At 48.6% G+C, this 24737-nt stretch carries 22 protein-coding genes; all 22 read right to left on the reverse strand.

Features of this window, described 5'->3' with window-relative positions; all coding sequences use genetic code 11:
- Positions 1-384 precede the first annotated feature (384 nt).
- Complete coding sequence (locus AC14M5_RS02410; RefSeq protein WP_484028029.1) at positions 385-1497, reverse strand: glycoside hydrolase family protein; 1113 nt, start codon at positions 1495-1497, stop codon at positions 385-387.
- Positions 1498-1530: 33 nt separating this feature from the next.
- A complete protein-coding gene (locus AC14M5_RS02415) occupies positions 1531-2373 on the reverse strand; it encodes a formylglycine-generating enzyme family protein (RefSeq protein ID WP_484028030.1) in 843 nt (280 codons plus the stop codon).
- A gap of 4 nt (positions 2374-2377) precedes the next feature.
- The gene (locus AC14M5_RS02420) at positions 2378-3955 is read right to left on the reverse strand and encodes an alpha/beta hydrolase family protein (protein WP_484028031.1); all 1578 of its coding nucleotides are present in this window, start codon (positions 3953-3955) and stop codon (positions 2378-2380) included.
- A 79-nt stretch (positions 3956-4034) separates the two neighbouring features.
- Positions 4035-6728 carry a winged helix-turn-helix domain-containing protein gene (locus AC14M5_RS02425; RefSeq protein ID WP_484028032.1) on the reverse strand — a complete coding sequence of 898 codons (2694 nt, stop codon included), beginning with the start codon at positions 6726-6728 and terminating at the stop codon, positions 4035-4037.
- Positions 6729-7038: 310 nt separating this feature from the next.
- Positions 7039-8427: an NADP-dependent phosphogluconate dehydrogenase gene (gndA, locus tag AC14M5_RS02430; RefSeq protein ID WP_484028033.1), complete on the reverse strand. Its 1389-nt coding sequence runs from the start codon at positions 8425-8427 to the stop codon at positions 7039-7041.
- A 159-nt stretch (positions 8428-8586) separates the two neighbouring features.
- Positions 8587-9081, reverse strand: coding sequence for a gluconokinase (locus tag AC14M5_RS02435; RefSeq protein WP_484028034.1), 495 nt, complete (start codon positions 9079-9081; stop codon positions 8587-8589).
- Positions 9078-9992: a hypothetical protein gene (locus AC14M5_RS02440; RefSeq protein ID WP_484028035.1), complete on the reverse strand. Its 915-nt coding sequence runs from the start codon at positions 9990-9992 to the stop codon at positions 9078-9080. The genes AC14M5_RS02435 and AC14M5_RS02440 overlap by 4 nt, the downstream gene beginning before the upstream one ends.
- On the reverse strand, positions 9989-10483 hold the full coding sequence (locus tag AC14M5_RS02445; RefSeq protein ID WP_484028036.1) for a hypothetical protein: 495 nt from the start codon (positions 10481-10483) through the stop codon (positions 9989-9991). Before AC14M5_RS02445 ends, AC14M5_RS02440 begins: the two co-directional genes overlap by 4 nt.
- Before the next feature lie 7 nt (positions 10484-10490).
- Complete coding sequence (locus AC14M5_RS02450) at positions 10491-11753, reverse strand: lactate racemase domain-containing protein (protein ID WP_484028037.1); 1263 nt, start codon at positions 11751-11753, stop codon at positions 10491-10493.
- Between the two features lie 43 nt (positions 11754-11796).
- Complete coding sequence (locus AC14M5_RS02455) at positions 11797-12639, reverse strand: SDR family oxidoreductase (RefSeq protein WP_484028038.1); 843 nt, start codon at positions 12637-12639, stop codon at positions 11797-11799.
- Between the two features lies 1 nt (position 12640).
- Entirely contained in the window at positions 12641-13807 is a 1167-nt protein-coding gene (locus AC14M5_RS02460) for a tagaturonate epimerase family protein (protein ID WP_484028039.1), read from the reverse strand.
- A gap of 139 nt (positions 13808-13946) precedes the next feature.
- On the reverse strand, positions 13947-14498 hold the full coding sequence (locus AC14M5_RS02465) for a VOC family protein (protein ID WP_484028040.1): 552 nt from the start codon (positions 14496-14498) through the stop codon (positions 13947-13949).
- Positions 14405-15583, reverse strand: a complete 1179-nt coding sequence (locus tag AC14M5_RS02470) for an extracellular solute-binding protein (protein WP_484028041.1) — start codon at positions 15581-15583, stop codon at positions 14405-14407. The genes AC14M5_RS02465 and AC14M5_RS02470 overlap by 94 nt, the downstream gene beginning before the upstream one ends.
- A complete protein-coding gene (locus AC14M5_RS02475) occupies positions 15583-16554 on the reverse strand; it encodes an alpha-ketoacid dehydrogenase subunit beta (RefSeq protein WP_484028042.1) in 972 nt (323 codons plus the stop codon). The genes AC14M5_RS02470 and AC14M5_RS02475 overlap by 1 nt, the downstream gene beginning before the upstream one ends.
- Positions 16555-16565: 11 nt before the next feature.
- A complete protein-coding gene (locus AC14M5_RS02480; protein WP_484028043.1) occupies positions 16566-17522 on the reverse strand; it encodes a thiamine pyrophosphate-dependent dehydrogenase E1 component subunit alpha in 957 nt (318 codons plus the stop codon).
- Positions 17523-17549: 27 nt separating this feature from the next.
- Complete coding sequence (locus tag AC14M5_RS02485) at positions 17550-18644, reverse strand: Gfo/Idh/MocA family protein (protein ID WP_484028044.1); 1095 nt, start codon at positions 18642-18644, stop codon at positions 17550-17552.
- Positions 18645-18652: 8 nt separating this feature from the next.
- Positions 18653-19681, reverse strand: a complete 1029-nt coding sequence (locus tag AC14M5_RS02490) for a carbohydrate ABC transporter permease (RefSeq protein ID WP_484028045.1) — start codon at positions 19679-19681, stop codon at positions 18653-18655.
- 44 nt (positions 19682-19725) lie between these two features.
- Positions 19726-20862: a carbohydrate ABC transporter permease gene (locus AC14M5_RS02495; RefSeq protein WP_484028046.1), complete on the reverse strand. Its 1137-nt coding sequence runs from the start codon at positions 20860-20862 to the stop codon at positions 19726-19728.
- An 86-nt stretch (positions 20863-20948) separates the two neighbouring features.
- Entirely contained in the window at positions 20949-22511 is a 1563-nt protein-coding gene (locus AC14M5_RS02500; RefSeq protein WP_484028047.1) for an ABC transporter substrate-binding protein, read from the reverse strand.
- A 247-nt stretch (positions 22512-22758) separates the two neighbouring features.
- The gene (locus tag AC14M5_RS02505; protein WP_484028048.1) at positions 22759-23106 is read right to left on the reverse strand and encodes a cupin domain-containing protein; all 348 of its coding nucleotides are present in this window, start codon (positions 23104-23106) and stop codon (positions 22759-22761) included.
- A complete protein-coding gene (locus AC14M5_RS02510) occupies positions 23106-23882 on the reverse strand; it encodes an SDR family NAD(P)-dependent oxidoreductase (protein WP_484028049.1) in 777 nt (258 codons plus the stop codon). The genes AC14M5_RS02505 and AC14M5_RS02510 overlap by 1 nt, the downstream gene beginning before the upstream one ends.
- Positions 23879-24649, reverse strand: a complete 771-nt coding sequence (locus AC14M5_RS02515) for a FadR/GntR family transcriptional regulator (protein ID WP_484028050.1) — start codon at positions 24647-24649, stop codon at positions 23879-23881. The genes AC14M5_RS02510 and AC14M5_RS02515 overlap by 4 nt, the downstream gene beginning before the upstream one ends.
- Positions 24650-24737: the final 88 nt, after the last annotated feature.

A 24737-nucleotide genomic window follows, 5' to 3' on the forward strand; every position in this document is an offset into this window, starting at 1 on the left:
GCCAAAGTGTTGTGCGGAACACCAAAAACCAGACGCCTTTCAGCGTTTCTGTCCCACTTTTCAAAAATTATTTTTGAAAAGTGACTTTTTCGACAGTCTCAACGGTTTGCCTTAGTTAGCGTCAGCCATGCTTACATTTGCAGAAGTTATTGCCAGGTCGGGGAGCGATGATGAGTTTGTGGATACAAATTCTGCACTTTGAACAGGCAAATTGACAAGACCATGCACGACAGCCAATGGAATCGAGTAAACCGCCGCCTATGATCGCAAACCTTTTATTTATAGGAATCCTCCTATCGAAATAGATTGGACACCCTTTAGCAGTAAGCAAACTTGCCATCCAAAAGAGATGAGGTGGTTTCATTATTTTATCCGCTTGTCTTGCTACGGTATTATTTCGCCTTCATGAGTGGCGAGATAAATTTGGGTGGTTTGACTGATATCTCCTTCTACAAACAAATAGATCGCATCATCTTTTAGAACCGCATTGGTGAACCAAAATTGATGGGCGCCCTTAATATCGCTGGGTTTGAAGATGGGATTACCAGCGTAACGTTCCCAGTGAATTCCATCCTGACTGGTGGCAAACCCAAGTTTCATATTTGAGCCGTTTCTATCGCTCGTGCCGCGATAGATCATCAGCCAGCCATCCGCTGTTTGAAAGACACGCGGTTGATGTGCCCATGCAGCATCCCATGCATCTTTCTCGCTAGGCTGAAACACAGGGTCACTATCAATAAACGGTTTATCAGTTGTAGCTGGATCGTTGTACTTCGCCCATGTAACGCCGTCAGTTGAAGTTGCCATGCCAATCATCTGAATCCCTGAATCACCGACGCCGCTGTAATACATGACATAACCATTATCTGTTTTCAAAACGTGCGGCGCAAGTACCTGCTTCTCATCCCACTCACCATCTGCGCCCGGTTCGAGAATAGGTTGCGGATCTGGCAGCCACTCTGTTAATGCCGGACCTGCCACGCACTGAGTGATTCGTCCGATCACGCTGGAGGATGGATAAGAACTCGAATCCCAGGTATAAAAAAACAATGCCCAACAGCCATCTGCCCAAAGCACACTGGATGCATACATGGCGATCTTGGCATACGGCACATCTTTCGTTTCGATGATTGGGTCATCGCCCTGCTTTGTCCAGGTGAAACCATCAGTCGAAGTGACATAACCTACCTCTGACTCAGCCGGAAAACCGCGAAAGCCATTGCGGAACATATGGAACATGCCATCGTGATAGATGACTGCGCCCGGATCCGTGAAGCGGTCATCCCAAGTTCCGGGCTGACCTTTGGAAACAATAGGTTTATCACCATACACGGTAAAGAATGGAACGGGTGTTGCTGTTATCTGAGGTGTGGAGGTCACCTGAGAAGTGGGTGTTATCGGAATTTCGGTGGGAATTATTGTTGGAACTGGTGTAACTGGCGCGGCACAAGCTGAAAGTAGCAGTAGAATAAGAACTAGAAATAATATTCGGCGCATGTTTATTGCTCCTTTGATGAAGATATATTTTCTTTACTGATTCGCATCCATGGCACATCGGAATCCAATACCCAGATTAGGCTCCGAAGGATGTGTACCGCGATAAGTGGAACGAACGAGGTCGTCATTGAGATTCCACGAACCACCTCGCAACACATGGGTCCGTCCAGTGGATGGACCAAGTGGGTTCGATTCTGGTGAATTTCTGTAATAGTCAGGGGAAAACCAATCATTAACCCATTCCCAAACATTGCCCGCCATATCCAAGGCACCATATGGACTGGCACCATTGGGGTATATCTCAACTTCTGTAGTATCTCCAATGACATCCTTGTGGTTCAACAAGTTCTTATCTGGCATGGCATTGCCCCAGGGATAGACAAGTCCATCTGTACCACGAGCTGCTTTTTCCCATTCAGCTTCAGTTGGCAATCTGCGACCTGCCCATTCACAATAGGTCTTTGCCCTATTCCAATCGACAAAAATTACTGGATAATCGTTGTATTTAGCTTCGCCGTAATAATTGGGTCGCGTTAAAGATTCTTTTGAACCCGGCACATCACATTTCCGATCATTTACACATAACGCATACATACCATTAGTGACTTCAGTCTGGTCGATCCAGAAAGCAGCAAGTGATACCGCGTGTATGGGGTTTTCATTATCATCGCCGTTTTCGCTCCCCATTGTAAATTTGCCAGCAGGAACATAGAGAAGCTTCATGCCATCTTTTTCACTAACCTTGACCGAATCAGTATCGGGGGTTGATGTTGCAGATATTCTCGTTGGAGCAATTGATGGAACCACTGTGACAGGTGCGGCACACGCAGATAGGACTAACAAGAAAGCCAAAGCTAACCATGAAATCTTTGGCATTTTGTTATTCCTTCGACATATTGGTTTCAAGCCATTTCGCCAACGCCGAATAGAATAACACCCGCGGCGAATAGGGAATCTCACTAAACAAGCCATGCGGTGACTCATTCAGATTGTGATCGCCATTCGGGAAAATCTCATAAGAAAAATTATTATTCCCTGAGTCGATCAGGGCTTGCAGGTTTTCCGCGCTAAATGTGACAGGCACATTCTTATCCACGCTTCCCCACAACCACAAGCCAGATTGCTTGAGTTCAGCGATCATCGGAATGGGGTCAAAGCCGCCTGGTTTTAAGTCACGGAGTTGTTGCGTGATTTTGGCGTCATCGTAACTGGTGGCTGTGTCGCCATCATTAGTGTAAGAACTGAACACGTCTTCTTGAAATGTCGATTCAACCGGACCTGAAAGAATCACGATGTGTGAGATCGTATCCGATTGCGACGCGGCAAGGGGGATGACCCAGCCCGCCTGACTGAATCCGATCAACCCAATGCGTTTCGCATCAATTTCGGGGCGCGAAGCCAGATACGTGACTCCGGCAATGGCATCCTTCGCATGTTTCTGCAAATTGGAAGTGTTTGCCGACTCCTGATACACACCCTCTGAATCGCCTACACCACGCTTGTCATAATTCAAAATGGCAAATCCTTGACTGATCATGTAATGTGCCATCACCTTGTTGCCAAAGTTATCGCGCATGCCTTGTTCGGAACCGTGCATCATCATAAACGCTGGCATTGGAGCATTTGATTCAGGCAAAGATAGACGTCCCATTAGTTTGATTCCATCGGCGCTCGTAAAGGGAACATCTTCGTATGTATATGGAACACGCCCGGCAAATTGACCTGACGTTGTGGATGGTGTGGTGCCATTGACATCGTCCCACCACATCAAACCGGTTGCATTGCCTTGAGCGTCGGTTATGAATTGAATACGCCCGGCAAAGGGAGCGCCAACCACACGCAATGAACCGACAGCAAATGTGTAATCGTCAAAAGGATAAAGTCCTCGCAGGGCGCCGCTGTCGAAATCTGTCAGCATTAACGTTTGACTGAAGAATTGCAGGCCGCCAGAGGAATACTTGGGACTGACGATAATGCTCAACGCTCGACCCGATTCAAAACGATACAAGCCCTCATATTTCGCTAGAATTGATTCGTCCACCGACACAATCGGCGTGAAAGTGATGGTGCCCATTGTTCCATCCCAGTTAAGGTCACCGGAGAAAACACCATTCACAAAGGTGCCTGTAAATTTGAGTTTCTGGAATGGGTCACGAGTCCCGCCTGTAACGGCAAATTCAATGATTTCATTATTTTGCATAACCGCCAACTCCCAGGACTGAGTTCGAGGTTCAATGCTCAATTTCGCTTCCGGGTCAGCGAAGGTGACTTGAATGGAGGCAGTGGTGCCATCGGGCATTGTGGCTGCGCCGAGCCAGTCGCCAGTCAAAGTGTCACGAGCGGCAAAGGTGGAGATGGTTGGTGTTGGAGGGGCAGTTGTGGGCGATGTGGAAGTCGCTGTCGGGGTGGCACAGGCTGATAATACACAGAGCAGGAGAAAGGTTGTAAGGATGCGCATGTCTGTCAATATAATCCAGCGCTTCCGAAAAATCCCCATCCAATTGGGGGGACATATAGAAGACCCCTCCGTAGAGGGGTCAGATGAGATTTAGTTTTTTTGCCTGTGTGGCGGCTTGAGTGCGATTATGCACTCCCAACTTGCGAAAAATTTGCTTGGCATACCAGCGCACTGTGCTTACTGCCAGCACGAGCTTGACTGCGATCTCAGGGTTGGTATGACCCTGCGCAATCAATTGCAAAATGTTGAGTTCCTGCCGACTCAATGGTTCAAACAATTGCGAGCTCATATGTGGGGTTGAAATGTATACAAGAATCTTTTGTGCGAAACCGCGTGCGGCATGTCTGGGTGGCACGCGTCGCAAATATGGAATCAATGGCTGACCTTCATCGAGAAACGGTCGTATGCAATTTTCTGGCATGGCAATCTCCAGCGCCTGTAACAGCGAAGCCATGGCAAAATTTGGTTGATTCTTTGTGTGATGCAAAAACGCCTGCATCAATCGAATTTTGAGAATAGCGCTATTACGTCGCTGCCGTTCCGAATCCGTCAACCGCCATTCGAGCAGAAGTTCGATCCGCTCCCATTCCGATGATTGACTGGAGGCAATCAAGACCTGGCAGTATGGGAAAAAGGATTCGTCACTTAATATCAAACCAGGCTTGGATGAACTGAACGATTCCCAGTCCGACGCTTTGACCCAGCGCGCCACCGCTTCATTTTCCCCAGCCGAAAACTGCAACTGCGCCCGAACCCCTCGCACCATTTCGGCAGACTCCAACTCCTGCCGATGCAACGCAAGCCTTTCAGCATGTTCAAGCGTCTGCAAGGCTTGCGGATATTGCCCTTCCGCGTTTTGAATACAGGCAAGCGTTATATACCCACGGACAGTGGGATTCGGATACGCCCCCACATCCGCGTGTTCGATGGCTGTAGTGACATACTGCTTCGCTTGAGCAAGTTGGTTCCAAAAATAATTAATGCGACCCAAACGAAATTGCGGCAAAAAAGCAAGTCGTTCCATTGACTCGGCTTGTGCCAATCGCAGAGCTTCTTCGTTCAAATCATGCGCTCGCTGAAGTTGTCCACGCATCACAGCCAGGGCTGATTCATTCAACAATAGCGTAAACGTGATGAATGGATTGTCCGTCCGATATGCGCGCTTCCTCGTCGAATGCAGGAGGTTTTCCGCCTGATCGAAGCGCCCAGCCTCCAGAACGGCAGAAGAAAGCAGCGCAGAAATAATGGTCTGCAAATTCAAATTATCCTCGGGGACGAGCCGCAACGCCTGTTCATCTAACGCTATTGCTGAGGCGAAATCCTTGTTCTGGCGTGCAGTGACCGAACGAATCGCCAATACCTGAACATAGGCATTTTGCAACTCTGATGGAATTGGTCCATTCTCTTTTAGAGTGGCATCTTGAATGAGCGGCGTGATCAATGTTTCCAAACGATTGGTCCAGCGTTCAGCATGACTCAAATCCCCGCTCACAGCATATGACCAACCATACCACAGGCACAAACTCCAATCATTCCACACTTTATCCCTGGGAAGTTGATTCAAATATTTGATAATCGTGGAGATCTCGCCACGTTGCATCCATTGCTGGGATTGTGGGGCGACCAGGCAGGCGGCATATTCATAATCTTTGGCGGCGAGGGCGTGCTCAATGGCTGAAGGAATATCAGCATGTTCCGCAAACCAGTGACTGGCGTGTTGATGCAATTCTTTAACTGTGTCCTCAGAATATTCAGCCAGCAGGCGTTTACGCAAGAATTCAGCAAAGAGGTGATGATAACGAAACCACTCACGGGCATCGTCCAATGCAAGGATAAAGAGGTTATCAGCCTCCAGCGCTTCCAACAGGGTCTGGCTGTTGTTGCCGCCAGTGATGGCATCGCAAAGCGTGGCGCTCAAACGGTCAACCAGGGACGTTTGCAAGAGAAATTCCTTGCGCTCCTGTGGCAGTTGTCCAACCACCTCAGATATCAAATAACTGGCGATGTCGCGGTGACTTCCAGCAATTGACCAAACGCCCGATTCGTTTTGATGATTCTGAATGGATAAAGCTGCCAATTGCAAGCCAGCCACCCATCCTTCCGTTCGTGCTCCGAGAAGATGAATATTTTGCTGCGAAAGTTCAAGCTTCATCACACGTTGTAGAAATTCAGTCGTCTCATCCAGCGTAAATTGCAGGTCAGTTGTATGAAGTTCTGTTAGCTGATTACGCACACGCCAACGCGCCAGTGAAAGCGGCGGATCTTTCCGCGTGGTGATTAGCACCCGCAGAGGTGGGTGAACCTGTTCAATGATCGTCTCTACAAAATCATGAACAGCCCGGGATTCCAGGCAGTGATAATCCTCCAACACAAGGATGATAGGCTCGGCAAAGTCTGATAGATCACGGATCAAACTTGAAATTATTCTGTCCGTTGGGAATATTTCAGTACTGAAACTTTCAAGAGTCCGTTGGGCAGTCCACCCAATCGCAGAGTCGATTTTTTGCAATGCCGCCAGAAGATAAGCAACAAAGCGCGGCAGGGAATCATCTTCGACATCCAGAGATAGCCAAGCGTAACGCTGATTGATGGTCCGCAGCCAACTGATCACAAGAGTCGTCTTCCCATAACCCGCAGGAGCGGAGATCAACATCAATGCCGATGGGCGTTCCAGCCCTTCATCCAGAATCTTCATTACGCGCGGACGCATGACCACGTCAATGCGGGCGCGGGGGATATTGATTTTTGTGGAAATGATGGATGGATTCGCCATGCAGTCGAGTCGCCATTTGGAATTATATCGGAACGGCATCAAAAATCATGGGCGGCGAAGGTTATTGAAAGAGCCAGCAGGGCTTCCCTGCTGGCTCTTATGAATGATACAGGTATGTCGGAAAAAACGAAAAGTTAGAGTGGATGAATCTCCGCTTCGCTTAATAGTAGCTTGATTTCTTGAATTAAGGTAGGAACAACATCACGTTTCAGCCGCCTACGTGCCGCCTACGCTTTTGCGAAATTTATACCCGTATACATGATATATGCCGCGCTGGATTGATTTTGATTGTGCTATAAGGAATTTTCCCCTACCCCCACTTCGTGTGAAACACGCCCTCTTTGTCCACGCGGCGATAAGTATGTGCGCCAAAGAAATCACGCTGGGCTTGAATTAGATTCGCTGGCAGTCGTTCCAACCGGTATGCATCAAAATAAGCCAATGAAGTGGACGTGGCCATCATGGGAATCCCCAGATCGATCGCGGTCTTCATCACCTCACGCCATGCGAATTGACTTATCAATAGGATTTCCAGAAACACATCATTAACCAGCAGATTCGGCGATTCGGGTTCCGTTTCAAATGCCGAGACAATATCACCCAACAACGAAGCACGGATGATGCAGCCGGCCCGCCAGATGCATGCGATATCAGCGTAATTAAATCCAAAACTATATTCCCTGGAAGCTGATCTCAGCAATCCAAAGCCTTGTGCATACGATGTGATCTTACTGGCATACAAAGCCTGCTCCGCAAAATCAATTAATTGTTCCTTGTTGCCAGAAAATTTCGATGGGGCACTGCCAAATACTTTACTCGCGATGACACGCTCCGACTTCAAGCTTGAAAGCAATCTCATTTCCACAGCCGCATGGATCGTCGGGACGAGCGCACCCACATCCATTGAACTCTGGCTTGTCCACCTGCCCGTGCCTTTTTGCGCGGCTTCGTCCAAAATCAAGTCTACAAGCGGCTCACCTGTCTCTTCGTCCAATCGCCACAAAATCTTTGAAGTAATTTCAATCAGATAGGATTGCAGGTCGCCCTCATTCCAATCGGCGAAAATTTCCGCCAACTCTCCATTTGAAATCCCCACGCCGTGATGAAGCAAATCATAAACCTCGGCGACCAATTGCATGTCACCGTATTCAATCCCGTTATGCACCATCTTGACGTAATGCCCCGCGCCGCCCTTGCCCATCCATGCCACACACGAAGCTCCATCATCGGCTTTGGCTGAGATGGATACCAGCATGGGCTTGACTTGCTCCCAGGCAGACTCCACACCACCAGACATGAGACTGGACCCCCACAGCGCGCCGCTTTCTCCGCCCGAAACGCCCATGCCAACGAAGTGAATTCCCTCCTCTGACAGATTTCTGATGCGCCGCTCAGTATCCACGAAAAAGGAATTGCCCCCATCGATAATAATGTCGTCTTTTTCGAGATGCGATTTAACAGACACAATGGCTTTATCAACAGGTTTCCCTGCTGGAACCATTATCAAAATACAACGCGGCTTGTCCAAAGCGTGGACAAGTTCTTCCAGTGAATCGAAAATTTTGATGCTTTTTTCTTTGAAGAGGGATTTGTCGAATTTTAGGTTTAAGTCAAAACCAGCTACTGAATATCCGTTGCGTTCAAAGTTCAACGCCAAACTCTGCCCCATTACACCCAGACCAAGAATTCCAATGTTCAATGTATTACTCCAATATGCATGTCGCGCTGAGCGGAGCGTCCTTCGACTTCGGGCTTCGCAACCATCGCTCAGCCCTCCGCTCAGGACGAAAGCAACTCTGGCAAAGAGCGCAGTCGAAGCGCAGATTCTGTCAAGTACTTGTTAATTTACAAAACTTTCTCAGAGTGACATAGTAGAAATTATTTCCTGCACAATGTCCTGCATGGACATTGATATATCTATCGTCAATGCATTCGCTGGCTCTTCAAGCACCGCGAATTGACTTTGCAGCATGTGTGGCTTCATATAATGTTCCTTACGAGCCAACATCCGCGACCAGATCAGATCATAACTGCCTTTGAGATAAACGAGTCTTACGTCATTGTTGCCGTCCATTAATTGCTGACGGTAGCGCTCCTTGAGTGCGGAGCAAGCCAGCACACCAGGACGATCCTTCGTCAGATTAGACGAAATTAAATCATGAAGGGCAACCAGCCAAGAGGCGCGATCTGAATCGTCGAGCGGAATCCCGTTCGCCATTTTTTTGATATTGGCTGGCGGATGAAAATCATCGGCGTCGTAAAAATCCCATCCCAATTTTTCTGCAAGCGCTTTACCCACGCTGGACTTGCCGCACCCCGAAACGCCCATCACGATAAAAAAGCGAATCTTCATATGCCCTGCCGTTTTTCAAATTGATAAATGGACCATGAGTTGTAGAGGTGATGATACAAAATGTAGAAAGTGGGACCCATCGCCACAAGCGGATTGATGAAGGTCAGCGCGATCCAGATGACAAAGGAAAGATTCTTTTGCCCAAGCGACTGGCTGGCTTCCTGCCAATGACTGCGCCCGCCAAGCAGAGCACCCAGGCCAAAGTTGACGACACAAATGACCAGAGGGACCAATGCAATGATGATCAACGTGGAAAAGGAATCGGTGTTTTCATTACGCAGAAAATTCGACGCGTTGGCACTGATGATTAAAAGGTTAAGCAACCAGATGGGAAAAGAAAAGCGCTTTCCCTTGCGAATGAATTCCTGAGACTTTGCAGGCAGACGCGAAACGAGTTGAGCAAGGATCAACGGCACGAACATGACGATCAAAACTGGCTGCAAAACTTCCCAGATCGAGATTTGAACTTCCGCGCCAATCAAAAATGGGAGAGCAATTGGGACGATCAACGCGGTGGCGACATTGGTCAGGATCACAGCAGTGACAACATATTCCACTTCGCCCTTGATAAAACCGATGATGACGGGTGCTGCAATCGCAGTGGGGGCAATGGCAGTCATAAAAGCGGCAAGCGCTAGCGTTGAGCCAAATGGAGCAAGCAGAACATAACCAATGAACGCCGCCACTACATTGGCAAACAACACCCAGATCACACTTTTTTGAAACGATTGCGGCTTGAATTGAATATCCAGAAAGGCAAAGAATAACATGCTCATCAACAGATATTGGATCAGAAATGAAAACGCGTGAAACTGCGGCAGCAACGCGCCGACCAGCATGGTCAACAACAGGGAGAGTCCCTTGCCTTGCGTCTTTAGAAATAATTTAAGTTGGGAAAGTTTTTCAGTCATAAAATAAATTTTCGCCAGACCACACGATAAGCAGGGCGATATGATCTTTCATATTCAAGGGAATGATGCACAGCGGGATAATTCTGTGCCTGCATGGATTCTATAAACCCATCCATTTCAGCAGATGGAAAATGCTGTGTGCCTCTTGCTGTCTTCCAACAATCTTTCAAAACCTGTATATCGCCGCGATGTTCATTTGCTGTGCGGAGGAAGGCATTCAGCAGGCTTTGGGGACTCCCGCCTTCCATAACGAATGGTCGCAAGTGTATACGGACGATCTGTCCATCATCGGAGATGGGGTCAATCACAGGCTCATCAGGTCCCGCGCCCATTTCAGCAAGCTCACGCTCCATCCATTTGCGTGCGCCTTCGGAGTTGGAGATGGCATGCTCGCTGCCCAACGCTGCCTGATGGATCAACTTATATACATCCTGAATTTGCATGACGGGATAACGCAAAAAGTGCGCGCGCAGAACAGCTTCGATTGTCATTGCGAGTTTACTTCATCCGATAGAGAATCTCACCCGCTTTAGGCACGTACAAAATACCCTCATCCTCTTTGTCTTTCCATTCTTCCATGTTGACCTTCGCAGGATCAAGATAACCCAGATTGAGTCGCGCGCAATCTTCGGCGGATATTTTACTCGCAAGCGTCACACGCACATTTGGTTTTTCGATCCCACGCTTTGCGTCCATCACGCCCGAACCGCGCAGATGCGTACTGTGCGCCAGCACTCCAAGTGGAATATTTTTGAAGCGTTCCCAATCGTTCAGGAAATACGGCAGGATGTGATACCCAACTTCGTAAATATATTTTCTATGCACGTGACTGACCATATCCAGATGCGGCGCGTAAATGACTACTTCCCCGCCCAACGCAACCGCAGGCTCAAGCTTATACATGGCTTTTGCACCCGTCCATAATTCATCGTACATCGGAGGCGCACAGGATAAGACTCGTTGAAACGGTTTTTCACACCAGCGGATATGACGTTGCGCGGACAGTTCCGCCGCCTCATTCCAAGCCGACAAATGGTCGCCAACGAATAGCCCGCTCAACCCGTGGCCTTCGACTACCAACGCGATCAACGTCAGCGGAGTCTGCAACCGTTTCGCCGCCGCATGGATCATCGCGCGGACAGGTGTCTCTTTAATTCCAATCGTCCCCACAACCCCCGCCAACGCGCCGAGCCAATGCGTGGCGTTGATCATGTTCGCGCCAGAGATGCCAGGGAAGAGATACTTTGCTCCGCCAGAGAACCCCACCACTTCATGCGGGAAGGTGGGTCCCAGAATAATGATATGGTCGTGCTCCAACACGGTTTTGTTGATGCGGATTTCCACTTCATTCGGCAGGGATGAATGCCAGTTGTTCCCAGCAATTTGCTTGATCTCATCCTGCTCGATCACGCCAAGTGATGTCAATGCTGTGGGCGTATCCCAGGCATGATTTAGTAAACCAACTGTAGCGTATTGCGTGTTCCGTTCTTCGGCAGTAATGCCAACCAGTTTATTGAGACTCTCTTCACTCAACGGCGGATGCGTCCCCAGTGCGACCATGAAATCAAGTTGTTTTGCATCGCGCAACATATCCACAAGTGCACGGAACAAAAATGGCAACGGCAATGACCGCGTGTGATCAGGAATCAACACTAGCACACGCTGATTGTTGAATTGACCTTCAAGTGTGCTGAGCGTATTACGTATTTCGTCATCCGTTAAAAGTTGACCGTTAAGGGTTGTTGCCTTAGCTTGTAGCATAATTGTCCGTTTTCATTCGTGAATCCGTTACAGAGTCCGTTTATCAAACTCCGCTAAATGCCGAGAACCCGCCGTCAATCGGAATCACAGCCCCTGTCACAAAAGCGGAGGCGGGGGAGATCAGCCACATCGTCGCACCGAACAGGTCTTCGGGAGTCCCGAAGCGGTTCATCGGGGTGTGAGTCAAAATGGATTGGCCGCGCGGAGTCAATTCCCCCGATTCTTTATCCGTGAGCAGAAATCGATTCTGTTCCGTGAGAAAAAATCCAGGCGCGATGGCGTTGACACGAATCCGCGGTGAATAATTCTGCGCCATGTGGACAGCCAGCCATTGCGTGAAGTTGTTGATGGCCGCCTTCGCCGCCGAATAGGCAGGGAGGCGCGTGAGCGGACGAAAGGCATTCATCGAAGAGACATTGAGGATCACGCCTTCGCCACGTTCTGCCATGTTACGACCAAAGATCTGACACGGCAAAATCGTGCCAAGCAGATTCAAATCACCGACATGACGAAGTGCATCGAGCGGTAGATCGAAGAAGGACAGATCGGGTTTGGTTGTCGCAGACGGATGATTACCACCTGCTGCATTAATGAGAACGTCTACCTCACCAAATTCAGTTATGATGGCTTCGTTTGCCTTATGCAAAGTTTCATCCGACAACACGTCACCTTGAACATAAAAAGCCCGCCCTTTGTCTGTTGAATTCGTATTGATTTCTTCAACAACTTTTGCGCCTTGTTTCTGATTACGACTTAATATAACAACATTCGCATTGCACCCAACAAGCGTGCGAACCATTTCAACCGCGAGCACACCTGCTCCACCAGTGACCAGCACTGTGCGGCCCGTAAAATCGTACAATGATCGAAGTTCTTCCAGATTCATTCTATACCTTTAGCAAATTTAAATGTTTATCGAAGTGTGCTTTCAATGTGTCAAAATATGCATCATCATGCTTAACGAGCGCAGCCTTCAAATCTGCGCCATATTGCGTCAGCGCCGAACCAAACGTGACATGCAGCACTTCGCGCGCGTGAAAATCTTCCAATAATGAAGGCAGGTCATCCGTGTTTGGTAACAGATTCAACTCAGCAGAAACGTGATAGGTCTTCTTGTCGGTTTCATAACGTTCACGTCCGAGCGAGTAAATTTTCAAGAACAGGTCAGGTTCATGCTTCGCCAAAACACGCAACGCTTCAAGGTAACTCGTCCCTGCTGTCTTCACGTGAATACGTTCGCCCCAATGTTTCGCCACCAACGGATAGACACTAAATTTGTCCGAACCCGAATGCAAACTTAATTTATATGTTCCAAAATGCGTGGTCACGGCAGCGTGTTTGGCTAATTCGGTATCTAACGCATTCAAGTCGCCGATGTAATCCACTCCTTTTTCAAAACGACCGATAAAGCGTGGTGCAAGCGATGTGAACTTTACACCTTTGCGAGTCAATTCATTGGCAATATAAAAATGTTCGAGCGGAGTAGTGGGTGAGTCTGTTTCATCTACGGAGACTTCAAAATCGAACGCATCTTTCAAATCAGATAAATGACTGAACATGGATATGGCATGTCCGATGGCTCTGCCATACTTGACCGTTGCCCGCATCAGAGACTCAGCTTCAAATCGACCCCAAACTTGATTGCCATTCTGATCCAGATACAACGCTGACAGTTCATCCCAGTAAAGATTTGCAACCTTTTGCTTCACCACGTCAATGGAATCTGAATCTGCATTGTTATCTACATGTTCGCCAGGGTCAACAGTGAAGAAAGTATATCCTGCCGCGATAAATGGAGGAATGTCATCCACCGTTTTCAAGTGATCGGCATCTGCGCCCCAGGCGGACTCCCATTTGGCGGCATCAACCGCGCGTTTGGCATCGTCCATGACTTGCTGGGGAGTTCGTCCCGTGCGCGTATTCTCACGCACGGATTGTTGTGCAAAAACCGGTGCAAACTTTGTACCTTTGACTGATGCGATATGACCAGGCGTGGCCAGTCCAAGGCGATCACCGAAGCCGAAGGATGGGGAAAGACCAAGAGGAGAAGGCATGTTGGGCTCCGTTTTCAAAAATTTATGTCATTGCAAAGACTTGTCGTGACCTTTGTAATGATATAGTTTCAGTTGACAAATTATGTGAAATCAGCAGGCAGCTTTTTGCATCTGGCAAAATTGCGGCTGACAGGTTGTATTAAGGAGGAGGCTGGACTAATTCAAGGGTGATACCGTCTGGATCTGTAAAGTAAATGGTATAGCCGCCTTTATTTACCCCGGCTTCAATGGCAATCGGATTATCCGCTTTGAATTTGACGCCCAGGTCCTTAAGTCGTTTAAACTCGGCGTGAATATCATCCACCATGAAAGCCCAATGTCCCACACCAGTGCGATTGGTGTCAAGAGGAATATCCTCTCCGCGCGGGTGAATATATTCCACCAGTTCGATATGATGCCGCGACATCGGGATCGTTTCACTGGGCACGCGCAACTGAGCCACTTTAAGATGTGCATCTTTAAAGGCCACCAGTTTGTCGGTATATTCATTTTTCTGAACCTGATCGCGCACAAACTCCAGACCCAATACCTCGGTATACCATTTCACCGATTCTTCAATGTTACTGACTGTGAATGAAACGTGCCAGAATCCCCGAATCATCTTAGAACCTCGCGTACTTTTTTCTCCATCAGAAGCAAGGTTGCTTTGGCAGTATGTTTGCCTGTCATTGCTTCCTGCACCCCTGACCATAAAATATCTTCGATCAGGGGATATTTGGCAAACTTTGGCGGCACCATGGCGTATTGCACAACGGTCTCTTCTAAAACTGCCATTCTTTTTGCATCCCGTCCATTTTGTGTCAACTTTATCTTTTCAAATATGGATTTGCGCACTGGCGTATGTCCGCCCACACTTGCTTCGTGCCATTGGATTTCCGGACTGGTGAGATATTTTGCCAATGCCAGTCCGCCTCGCGGATCGCGTGCTGCTTTGGGAATGGCAAAGGAATGTCCGCCCGCATAAGACTTCCGAATCCCTGCGGGACCTTCGGGATACACTGCCACATCGAATTGATCAAAGACTTTACAGGTTTCACGCTTTTGATACAAACCATAGAAGCCAGGAAAATCGCCGACCATCAATACATCGCCATCGCGAAAGCGACCTGAAATTTCATCGTAGTACCAATTTTCAAGCAGGTCAGGCGGTGTGACACGATCTACAGCATGGACACGATGTAGAAAATTTAATGCCCATTCACCTGCTTCGCTATTGAAGATAGGGTTGAGTTCTGCGTCAAATAAATCTCCACCTGCCATGCCAAGTAATTCATAGAATGTGCCGAACAAGCCAGAATGACGGCCAGGAAATGCAAAACCATAGAAACCATCACGTTTATGTTTGACCATTAAATCTTCAGCCTCATCCCAGGTTTGTGGGGCATCGATCAGGTCTGCGCGATAAAATAGTATTCGGGCGTCAAAGTTTCGGGGAAGCTGCATCAGCTTCTCGTGAGTCTGATCCGTTCCTGTTGCGAAACGACACAACTCCAGAACACGCGGTACAAAGTCGCTTAGCTCATCTGCATCGACTAGTTCATCCAACGGACGCAAATGCTCCGCCTGCGACGGACAATATTTGGTGTGTGTGGAGATCATGTCGTAATGACCGTTCTCCGTGCCGAGATCCTTTGCCATGCGTTCGTTCAATTCAACATGCGGCAGACGCACGTCCACATGCAAGTGATAGCCTGTTTGCTCTTCAAAAGTAGGCAATAATTCCAGCAAGCCATCATATTGAGGACCACTAATCAAAGCAAGATGTAATTCCTTCATTAGAACATCGCCTCCACAGCTTCCACAATATCAGCAGGTTGGGGCAGAACAGCATTTTCGAGCGATTCAGCAACGGGGATCGGCACATGCTTCGCTCCCAGCCGCCGCGGAGGCATGATCAATGTATCTGGGGTCTGTTCATACATGCGGGCAATGATCTCTGCGCCTAATCCGCAATTGCTATGAGCTTCATGTACGACGAGTAAGCGACCTGTTCCCTTAACCGATTCAAGAATGGTGGCCATATCAAGAGGCTCGATCGTTCGCAAGTCGATGACTTCAGCTTCAATTCCCTTTTGTGAAAGAGTCTCGGCTGCTTCAAGTGCAAACAATAAAGTTCTTGAGTATGAAACAATGGTGATGTCTCGTCCGTCGCGTTTGATTTCCGCTTTTCCAATGGGAATGGAATAATCACCTTCGGGTACCTCACCTTTGGTATTGTACAGAAGTTTATGTTCGATAAAGATGACTGGATTTCCAGCGCGGATACTGCTCTTGAGAAGGCCTTTTGCATCCGCAGGTGTGGAAGGCGCCACGATTATGAGACCCGGCACTTGTGCGAGCCATGTCTCAAACGATTGCGAATGCTGTGCGCCGTTTCCGCGCCCGCCGCCTTGCTGTGCGCGCACGACCATTGGGATGGACACCGTTCCACCGGACATATAACGTAACTTGGCTGCTTGATTTACGATCTGGTCCGCGGCCACCAATGCAAAATCCATAAATAATAATTCCACCACAGGCCGCATGCCAACCATTGCCGCGCCGATGCCAACCCCCACAAAACTTGATTCGCTGATCGGGGTATCGCGCACACGCTCTGCGCCGAACTCATCGATCAGATCTTTGGTCACGCGAAAGATACCGCCATGATGGCCGATATCTTCGCCCATCAGAAATACACGCGGATCAACTTTCATTTCTTCACGAAGTGCTTCGTTCAACGCCTGGGCATAGGTTATGTTTGGCATAAATGATTCACCTAAATAAATACATCTGTAAACGCATCCGCTGGTTGTGGGGCAGGGCTGGATTCTGCAAATTGAAGCGCATCTGTGATAATCGCTTTAGCTTTGCTATCAAGTTTGGCTAGATATGAATCGGTACAGCCTAATTTGAGAAGACGCTTCCCACAACGGATGATCGGCTCATTCTCTTTGGCCTTTGCTACTTCTTCTTTTGTGCGATAGATTTCCGGGTCGCCCATCATGTGTCCCCACAGACGATAGGTCATCGCCTCGATATAAGTGGGACCGCCGCCTCCCCGTGCCTTAGCTGCTGCACTTTCAACGGCGTTATATACCGCTTCAACATCGTTTCCATCTATTTGCACTGACTCAAAACCAAAACTTGCTGCCCGCTTGTGAGTCTCCACGACAGAAGTTGTTTCGTGCGAAGGAGTCATCTCGGAATATAAGTTGTTCTCGCAAATCAGAATCAACGGCAGTTTCCAAATCACTGCAAGATTTAAAGATTCAAGAAACACACCCTGATTAACTGCGCCTTCTCCAAAATAAGCCAGCGCAACATTATCTTTTTTCTGCAGCTGCGAAGCGAGTGCCGCCCCGGCAGCATGCGGGACTCCGCCCGCGACGATCGCGTTCGCTCCGAGCAATCCCACGGAAGGATCGGTGAAATGCATTGAACCGCCCTTGCCTTTGGAACAGCCGGTAACTTTGCCTAGCATCTCGGCCATTGCCGCGCGTACATTTAAGCCTTTCGCAAGCGCTTGTCCATGACCTCGATATGTACAGGTCATGTAATCATCTGTTCGGACTGCCCAACAGCCGCCTACTGCTGTCGCTTCCTGACCAACACACGGGTGGAATGAGCCGCGAATTTTTCCCTGTTGATATAAACTGCGGATCGCTTCTTCAAATTTTCGAATCACAAGCATTTGCCGATAGGCATCTTGTAATTGCTCCGAAGTCAAAGGCATGGGGCTATTTCCTCACTTCAATAATATTTATGCGACGATCTCTGATGGACGCACACTGCGTGCTTCGTTCATTGAACGATAGGCAGCTTCCACTACGCGTAAAGTGCCGAGATTATCTTCAGCAGAAGTTAACGGCTCGCCGTTGGTTTGAATTGCTTCCATCAACGATGCCATTGGCCCATAAAAAGCGTCCGGAATCCATTTACCGGGCAAGGTGGCTGAAAAATTTCGTTCAGGATGGCTTCGGCCTGTAAAAGCAAGTGTGTCACTGCGGCCATCGGGATAATCATAATTAGTGCCAATCGTTCCTTCGATCACACCCTCATTGCCGAGCACACGGAAGTTCGAATAAAGCGCAGGTGACCAATCATAATGACAGATCGCGATCAGGATTTGCAGATCATTTGAGTAATCCCATGTTGTGATTGTTTTAGTCTCGCCTCTGGCTTTTTGTGCAGGGTGCTTGCTGTGACGACTAGTCACCAAAGTTGGGTTGCCAAAGAGATATCGCAGGGAATCGAGATAGTGAATGGAGTGGAACAATATTTCAAGGCGTGGTTGGCTGGCGATCCACGGCCACATTTCCCATGGAGTGTGAATGCTTACCTGTACTTGCACATCCAGAATATCCCCGAGCCAGCCTTCGCTCATGATCGCGTGTGTTGCTTGAATAATAGAACTCCAACGAAACTGCTGATGCACAGCCATTTTGATGCCTGCTTTTTGCGCGAGTGATGTCATTTTTACTGCGTTGGAATAAAGGATAGAAAAGGGCTTTTGACAAAGCAGATGTTTTCCTGAGGCGATCACTTTGGTAACGACATTCCATTGCTCTTCCGGCACAACGGCGACATCCACGATCTGTACCATCGGATCTGACAATAGTTCATCCAATGATCGATACAATTTCTTCAACTGATGGGTTCGCACCGTCTTTTCGGCCGCTTCCTGGTTACGGTCATATCCACCGATCAAATTAAAACCGTTGGCTTGATAGGATGGAATGTGACCATAATTCACGATCCCACCACATCCCGCAAAGGCGATGCCGTAGTCGATTTTTGGAGGCAGCTTGCGTTTAAGTGCCGATTGGATAAGCTGGGGAATGGAATCCATCGTCATTTGAAGCATTAACCTTTGACTGCCCCAATCAACAAACCGCGGGTGATATATCTTTCCAGGACAATAGCAATCACGATCACAGGGACGATCATGATCAGGATCAATACAGACATATTCCACCACTGTGGGCCGCGTGTGGCATTTTGTGCCGCAATGGTCAGCGGCAAAGTTTGCACCTTTGCGCTCGAGAGGAATAGGGCTAACAGATACTCATTCCAGGTAAAGACCAGTACAAATAGAAAAGTGGCAACCAAGCCTGGGATTGCCAGAGGCAAAACAATGGACCAAAAGATCCGATAGCGCGAAGCGCCATCAATCGATGCACATTCTTCCAATTCAATAGGGATTGTGCTCATGTAATCGCGCATCAACCAAATCACGATCGGCAGGTTGCTGGTCACGTAGGTGATGATCAGTGCCGCGTATGTATCTAACAGGTGCAACTGCTGAAATAAAATATAGATTGGGATAACTACCGCCACCGGTGGCAGCATACGTTGGGAGATCATCCAGAAGGCAATATCGTTATTACCCAAAGCTCGTTTGAAGCGGCGGCCAATGGTTTGCAAGAGAATAATAAATACCACCGCAGAAACAGCAATTGCAATTTTCCAGGGCACACCCAAAGAGGCCGCAACAATACTTAATACAACGCAGCCAATGAAGGTAAGAATTGCGCCCACCCGCGGGCGGTAATCAAAACGCACGAGGGCATATGCTGCAGTGGCTCCGAGTGCCAGGGCTATCAAAGCACTAAGAGGGGCAACAATGACGGTATTGCTAAAATTTCGAAGCGTATCGTTGCTGAGATCCCCCACTAGAATGTACTTCCAGGCATCTAGGGAAGGTTTAAAGTCAACAAAAGGAATATAGAAGGGGCCCTCGGCAACCTGGCTGGAAACCTTAAAAGAAGTTATGACCAACCAGTAAAGAGGAAATATGATCAGAAACGCCCAAATTCCCAGCACCAGGTAGGATAATAGCGCACCGATCGGCGAGGGAGTATTAATTGTTTTACTTTGAAACCAGCGCTTCATGTTCCTGCTCCAAGATTTAATATAGATACGATAAACTTTCGCTGCTAGAGGGTTTCCACTGTACGTTGACGAATCAAATTAACGAAGATCATGGCAAAAAATGTTACAAGAAATAGAAGCATGTAGGCCACCGCGGCGGAAGCGCCTATATTAAGTGCCCGCCAGTTAATGTAGGCGTGGTATGTCAAAGATTGGGTAGCCGTACCCGGGCCGCCATTTGTCATTACATTGGGCAGGTCGACAATCTTAAAGGCCTCTATCAGGCGGATCAGGATCAAAGTCATACTCACAGGCAGGATTGCAGGCCAAGTGATATGGCGGAATATTTGCCATGAATTTGCCCCGTCTACAGTAGCGGCCTCAATGGGCTCAACAGGCTGACTCTCTAATGCAGCGACCAACACGATAAACATAAAGGGTGTCCACTGCCAAATATCCCCAATTAAAATGGCGGTTCGTGCCCCCCAGGCATTGTTTACCCAGGAAAAATCAATCAGACCAAGCCCCTGCCAAATGGGTGTAAAGGGTCCTTTACTTGTATCCGTAAGCATGCGGAACATGTAAGCAACGCCTACAGGTGTGATCATCATGGGGAGCAAAAATATCACTCGAAAGAAACGCCGGCCTGGCAGGTTCTGTACTGTCAGAAGGGCCAGGCCCAAACCTAAAATATATTGAAAGAAGATTCCTACGAAAACATAAACCAGTGTAATACTTGCAGTTCCCAATCGGCCGCCGTTCCACAAAGTGTGGACCAGCATCCAGGTTATCAACCCGCTGCCTATTGCTAACAACAGACGGCCGATCAAGCCGCCAATGGAAACCTTGGCATTCAACAAATAGCGGGCCAAAAAAATTGCCAATGCAATAACAACCACGCCAAACACGATCCATGTCATTGGTGTGCTGGATGCGAATTTCCCGAGGAAATGAGTTCCTTCAGATCCTGTAAACAACTTTTTGTAATTGTTTAACCCAACAAAGGTGAACTTATAGCCGCCCGGGGCAATATCAAATTTTGCCAGAGAGACGTACAATGATGCAAGCAGAGGGAAGATCGACAGGAATAACAAAGCTAGGACTGTCGGCAAAATAAATATCGACCCGGCCAGACGGTCGGCGGCACTCGAAATTACTGAATGGAAACGGGACGGTTGCGCTTCTTCGGGTTGAGTATTCATGATCACCAGTTTAATTAGCAGGCTCAAGGCCCAACCCAATCTGAGTTGGGCCTTGAGTAAATGCGTTCGATTATTGATTAAGGCAACTATTGCCCCAAGGTGCCCTTGTAGAACTCCAATTGTGCATCACGACCGGCTTCTTCAGTGATCGTTTCCCAGGAGTCATATAGTTGTTGTGCGGCTTCGTCCGTGGTCAGATCTCCGGCAATATATTCAGAAAGGATGCGATCCAGTTCGACTTGAATATATTCATGGCTCTTCGGAATGCGCAGATCTGCAGCCATGTTCGGACTGTCAAAGCTCTCTTTGATACCGTTGAGGTATTGTTCCGCAGCAGCCTCACTAAAGCCTGCATCAACCCAGGGTTGCAAGTCTTCGAACTGCGAGATGCGGAAGGGATTGTAGCCAGTTGCGCCAACGACAACATCTGCATTAGATTGCGCTGGTTGGGCCATATAGGAGAAGAATGCGTAAGTGGCGTCTTTCTGTTTTTGATCAACTGCCGCATTGACTGCGCCCGCCCATCCACCAAAGGAGGCAAACGGAGCATGATTCACACCATCGACTGCGTAAGGGCAGGTGGTGGCATCACAAGCAACAAGCTTGCCAGTCTCCCAATCCAGAACTTCGGTTGAACCAGGATTCGAGATTGCGCCTGTCTTGTTGGTTACCTTCGAATCAGGAGCAATGGCGAGTGGTCCAATATCGCCCCAGTCCATGGTGAGAGCACATCGGCCGGAGATGAACAAGCCGCGGGAATCGCCCACGCCTTGATTCGTTTCATCAGGCGGGCCGTACAGGCCAGTTTCCTTGTAAACTTCCAAGGCACGTTTGAAGGCGTCGTTGTTTACGAGCGGGGTCATATCCTTCGTGTTAAAGAAGGGCCCTTGGCTGGTTCCCTGGCTTTGAATGTAAGGCGCAGCAATCGACCAGATCCACCAGTAGGATTGTTGCGCTGGAGCCTTGGAAATACAAGAGCCATAATCAGCTTCGCCATCACCATTGAGGTCTGTGCCATTAAGGGCTTTTGCAACAGCTAGATAATCGTCCCATGTCTTCGGGGGCTCTAAACCAGCATCAGCCAGCGAGTCAATTCGATAATAGACCATGTGCATGTCGCCATCGAGCGGAATGCTGTACACTTTGCCAGCGTAGGAGTTGAAATCGCGGAAGAACGGTGCAACATCATCCCATTCCAGGGCTGCATCTTTCTCAACGTAGGGGGTTAAGTCTTCAACCAAACCGGCGGGAGCAAAATCCGTAATCCAGGAAGGCGCGAAGAGGTAACCATCATACGCATTTGTTCCGGATGCAGCATCTGTCAGAACCTTTTGGTATAACTCGCTGTTGGGTACTGTGATGATATTGACGGTAGCACCAGTGAGTTCTGTAAAATCCGGGCCGCGGCGCTGAAGCGGTTCAGCGACCTGCGGCCCCACAAAAGTGAGAATGTCGATGGTAACGCCATCATACATCTTGCCCGTGGGTGCTTCAGTCGCTGCTGGGGCTTCGGTTGCAGCGGGTGCTTCGGTTATAGCAGGAGCTTCAGTTGCTGGTACCACAGTTGCAGGAGTACCGCAGGCTGTGATCAGCACACTGATGACGATCATTAAACTCAATAGCTTGAAAAGCATATTCTTGCTGTTCATGAAATCTCTCCTTCTTCACTAGTTGTTCTAAATAGAGTTTGTTACTGCTGAAATAGTTTACAATTGGAAGGAAGCGGTACGTACCATCAAGTCAATAGGCTATTTCCTTTCTACTTACAGAGATGATCACCTGCGTGCAGCGGGTTCGTATCTGCGGCGAGGACCTAAGCTATGACTGGTGAATTGCTCGCCGCCAGGTTGTTTTTCTTAACTTGGCTAACAGCACTGGTGTGTGCCGCTTTTTTGTTCATATGAGTGGGGGAGTAAAAAAAGTTAGCAGCTCTACCAGATCCTGTTTTTCATTTCGCAACGCATGCTCAAGGCCAATGGGTATTGCGATTATTTGTCCATCTCTGATAGGGACCTCCGTCTGATCTAAAGTCAGGATCGCATTCCCCTTAATGACCCAGACCGTTTCAAGTTGCTGTGCATGCCGGTGACGACCAATATTGCCGCCCGGCGGGACTCTTACTACGTTGACACTGGCCAGCGGATTGTCTGCTGATGTCAGCAGGCCCTTCATATAAATACCCGGAAAACGGGCATGTTCCTGCCATTCTCCAACCACGAGATCGGCAATGCGAGGCAGGGCCATCAATTCATTTCCATGCCACCGTCCACGTTAAGCGATTGTCCGGTGATATAAGCTGCATCAGATGAGCATAAAAATGAAATGGCTCCAGCAACATCTTCAGTTTTTTCAAGACGACCCAGTGGGATTTTCGCAACCATGCGGGCTAGTGATTCTTCCGGTGTAATGCCAAGAGCAGACGCGCGAATTTCATGGATGCCGACCGTCATGGGTGTGTCTACTACACCTGGGCAGACCGCATTAACTGTAATACCCTGTGATGCAAAAGCGAGCGCCGCCGATTGTGTCAGGCTGATCACCGCACATTTAGCAGCGGCATAATGTGCCTGGTCTGAACGCCCTGATCGACCAGATATGGAAGAAAGATTGATGATACGCGCCCCTTGTTGCATATGTCTGGCTGCGAATTGCGTTGCAAAGAAAACAGTCTTAAGATTAAGCGTTAGGATGGCATCCCACTCCTGTTCGTTAATTTCGAGGAATGGAGTTATGAGTACACGACCGGCATTGTTAACAAGCACGGTCAACTGACCCCATTTAGCTGATTGCTCTATTACATTTTGAACATCTTCCAGTTTAGTTAGATCTGCAGTCAAGGCCAATGCCTGTGCTCCCAGATTGTCGATTTCTTTTTTGACTTTGTCCAGTGCATTTGCGTTTATATCGACTATTGCAACTGCAAAGCCATCCCTGGCCAGACGGTGCACAATCGCCCTGCCGATTCCTTGTGCTGCACCTGTAACAATCGCAACCTTTAGCATGGAAGAGCTGCTGTTCATGAATCATTTCCCTTCTGTGATTTAGATATATCTTCCAATACCTCGCGCGAAAATGCCAAATGCTTGATCATTGCCTGACGTGCGGCTTCTGCATCCCCGCTCTCCACAGCCGCCACAATCGCTTCATGCTGATCAAAGACTAAATTTACAGGACGTGGAAAATCTTCCCAGGTCAGGATTATATGATCGCGTAACTGGTCGATTAAAGGGGCAAGCAATATCTTGAACAGGTCGTTTTGGGTGGCTTCAGCCAAAGTGACATGCAGGCGAAAATCCAGCTCAGCCATCTGCTGGGCGGTCTTATCGCCGGTCCGCATCTGTTGGCAAATCTGACGAAGTTGTGACCGTTGTTCGGGTGTGGCCCGACCCGCAGCAAGCGCAACCAGCTCAACTTCCAATACCCGTCGCACTTCATTTAGGCGGATTTCGAAGTCGACTTGGTTGGTGAGTTGCATATAAGTTTGCAGGGAGCGGGACACCATATTAAAGTCGGCAAGTCGGACGGAAACCCCGCTGCCGGTTGTTGATTCGAGCACGCCACGTGCCTCCAAAGCCTTGACAGCCTCACGAACCACCGTACGGCTGACTCCAAAGGCCTCAGATAGTTCGCGCTCTGGCGGCAAGCGAAACCCAGGCTTCCACGCCCCGGATGAAATCAGTTCCAATACTTTTTCAACTACGCGCTCGTAAAGGCGTTGTTCACGTTCCAAAGGCTCGATGGATGCGCCTTCCAGAAGGGAGCTATTGTTGGAGAGTTCTTCAGACATACTAATTCCTTGTTTGTATGATGGAGTTCTGTAATATGGTATACTGTACTACCTTAAATTTTATTTGTCAATAGGAGTATTTAGGCAA

This window comes from Candidatus Villigracilis sp. (assembly GCF_057083605.1).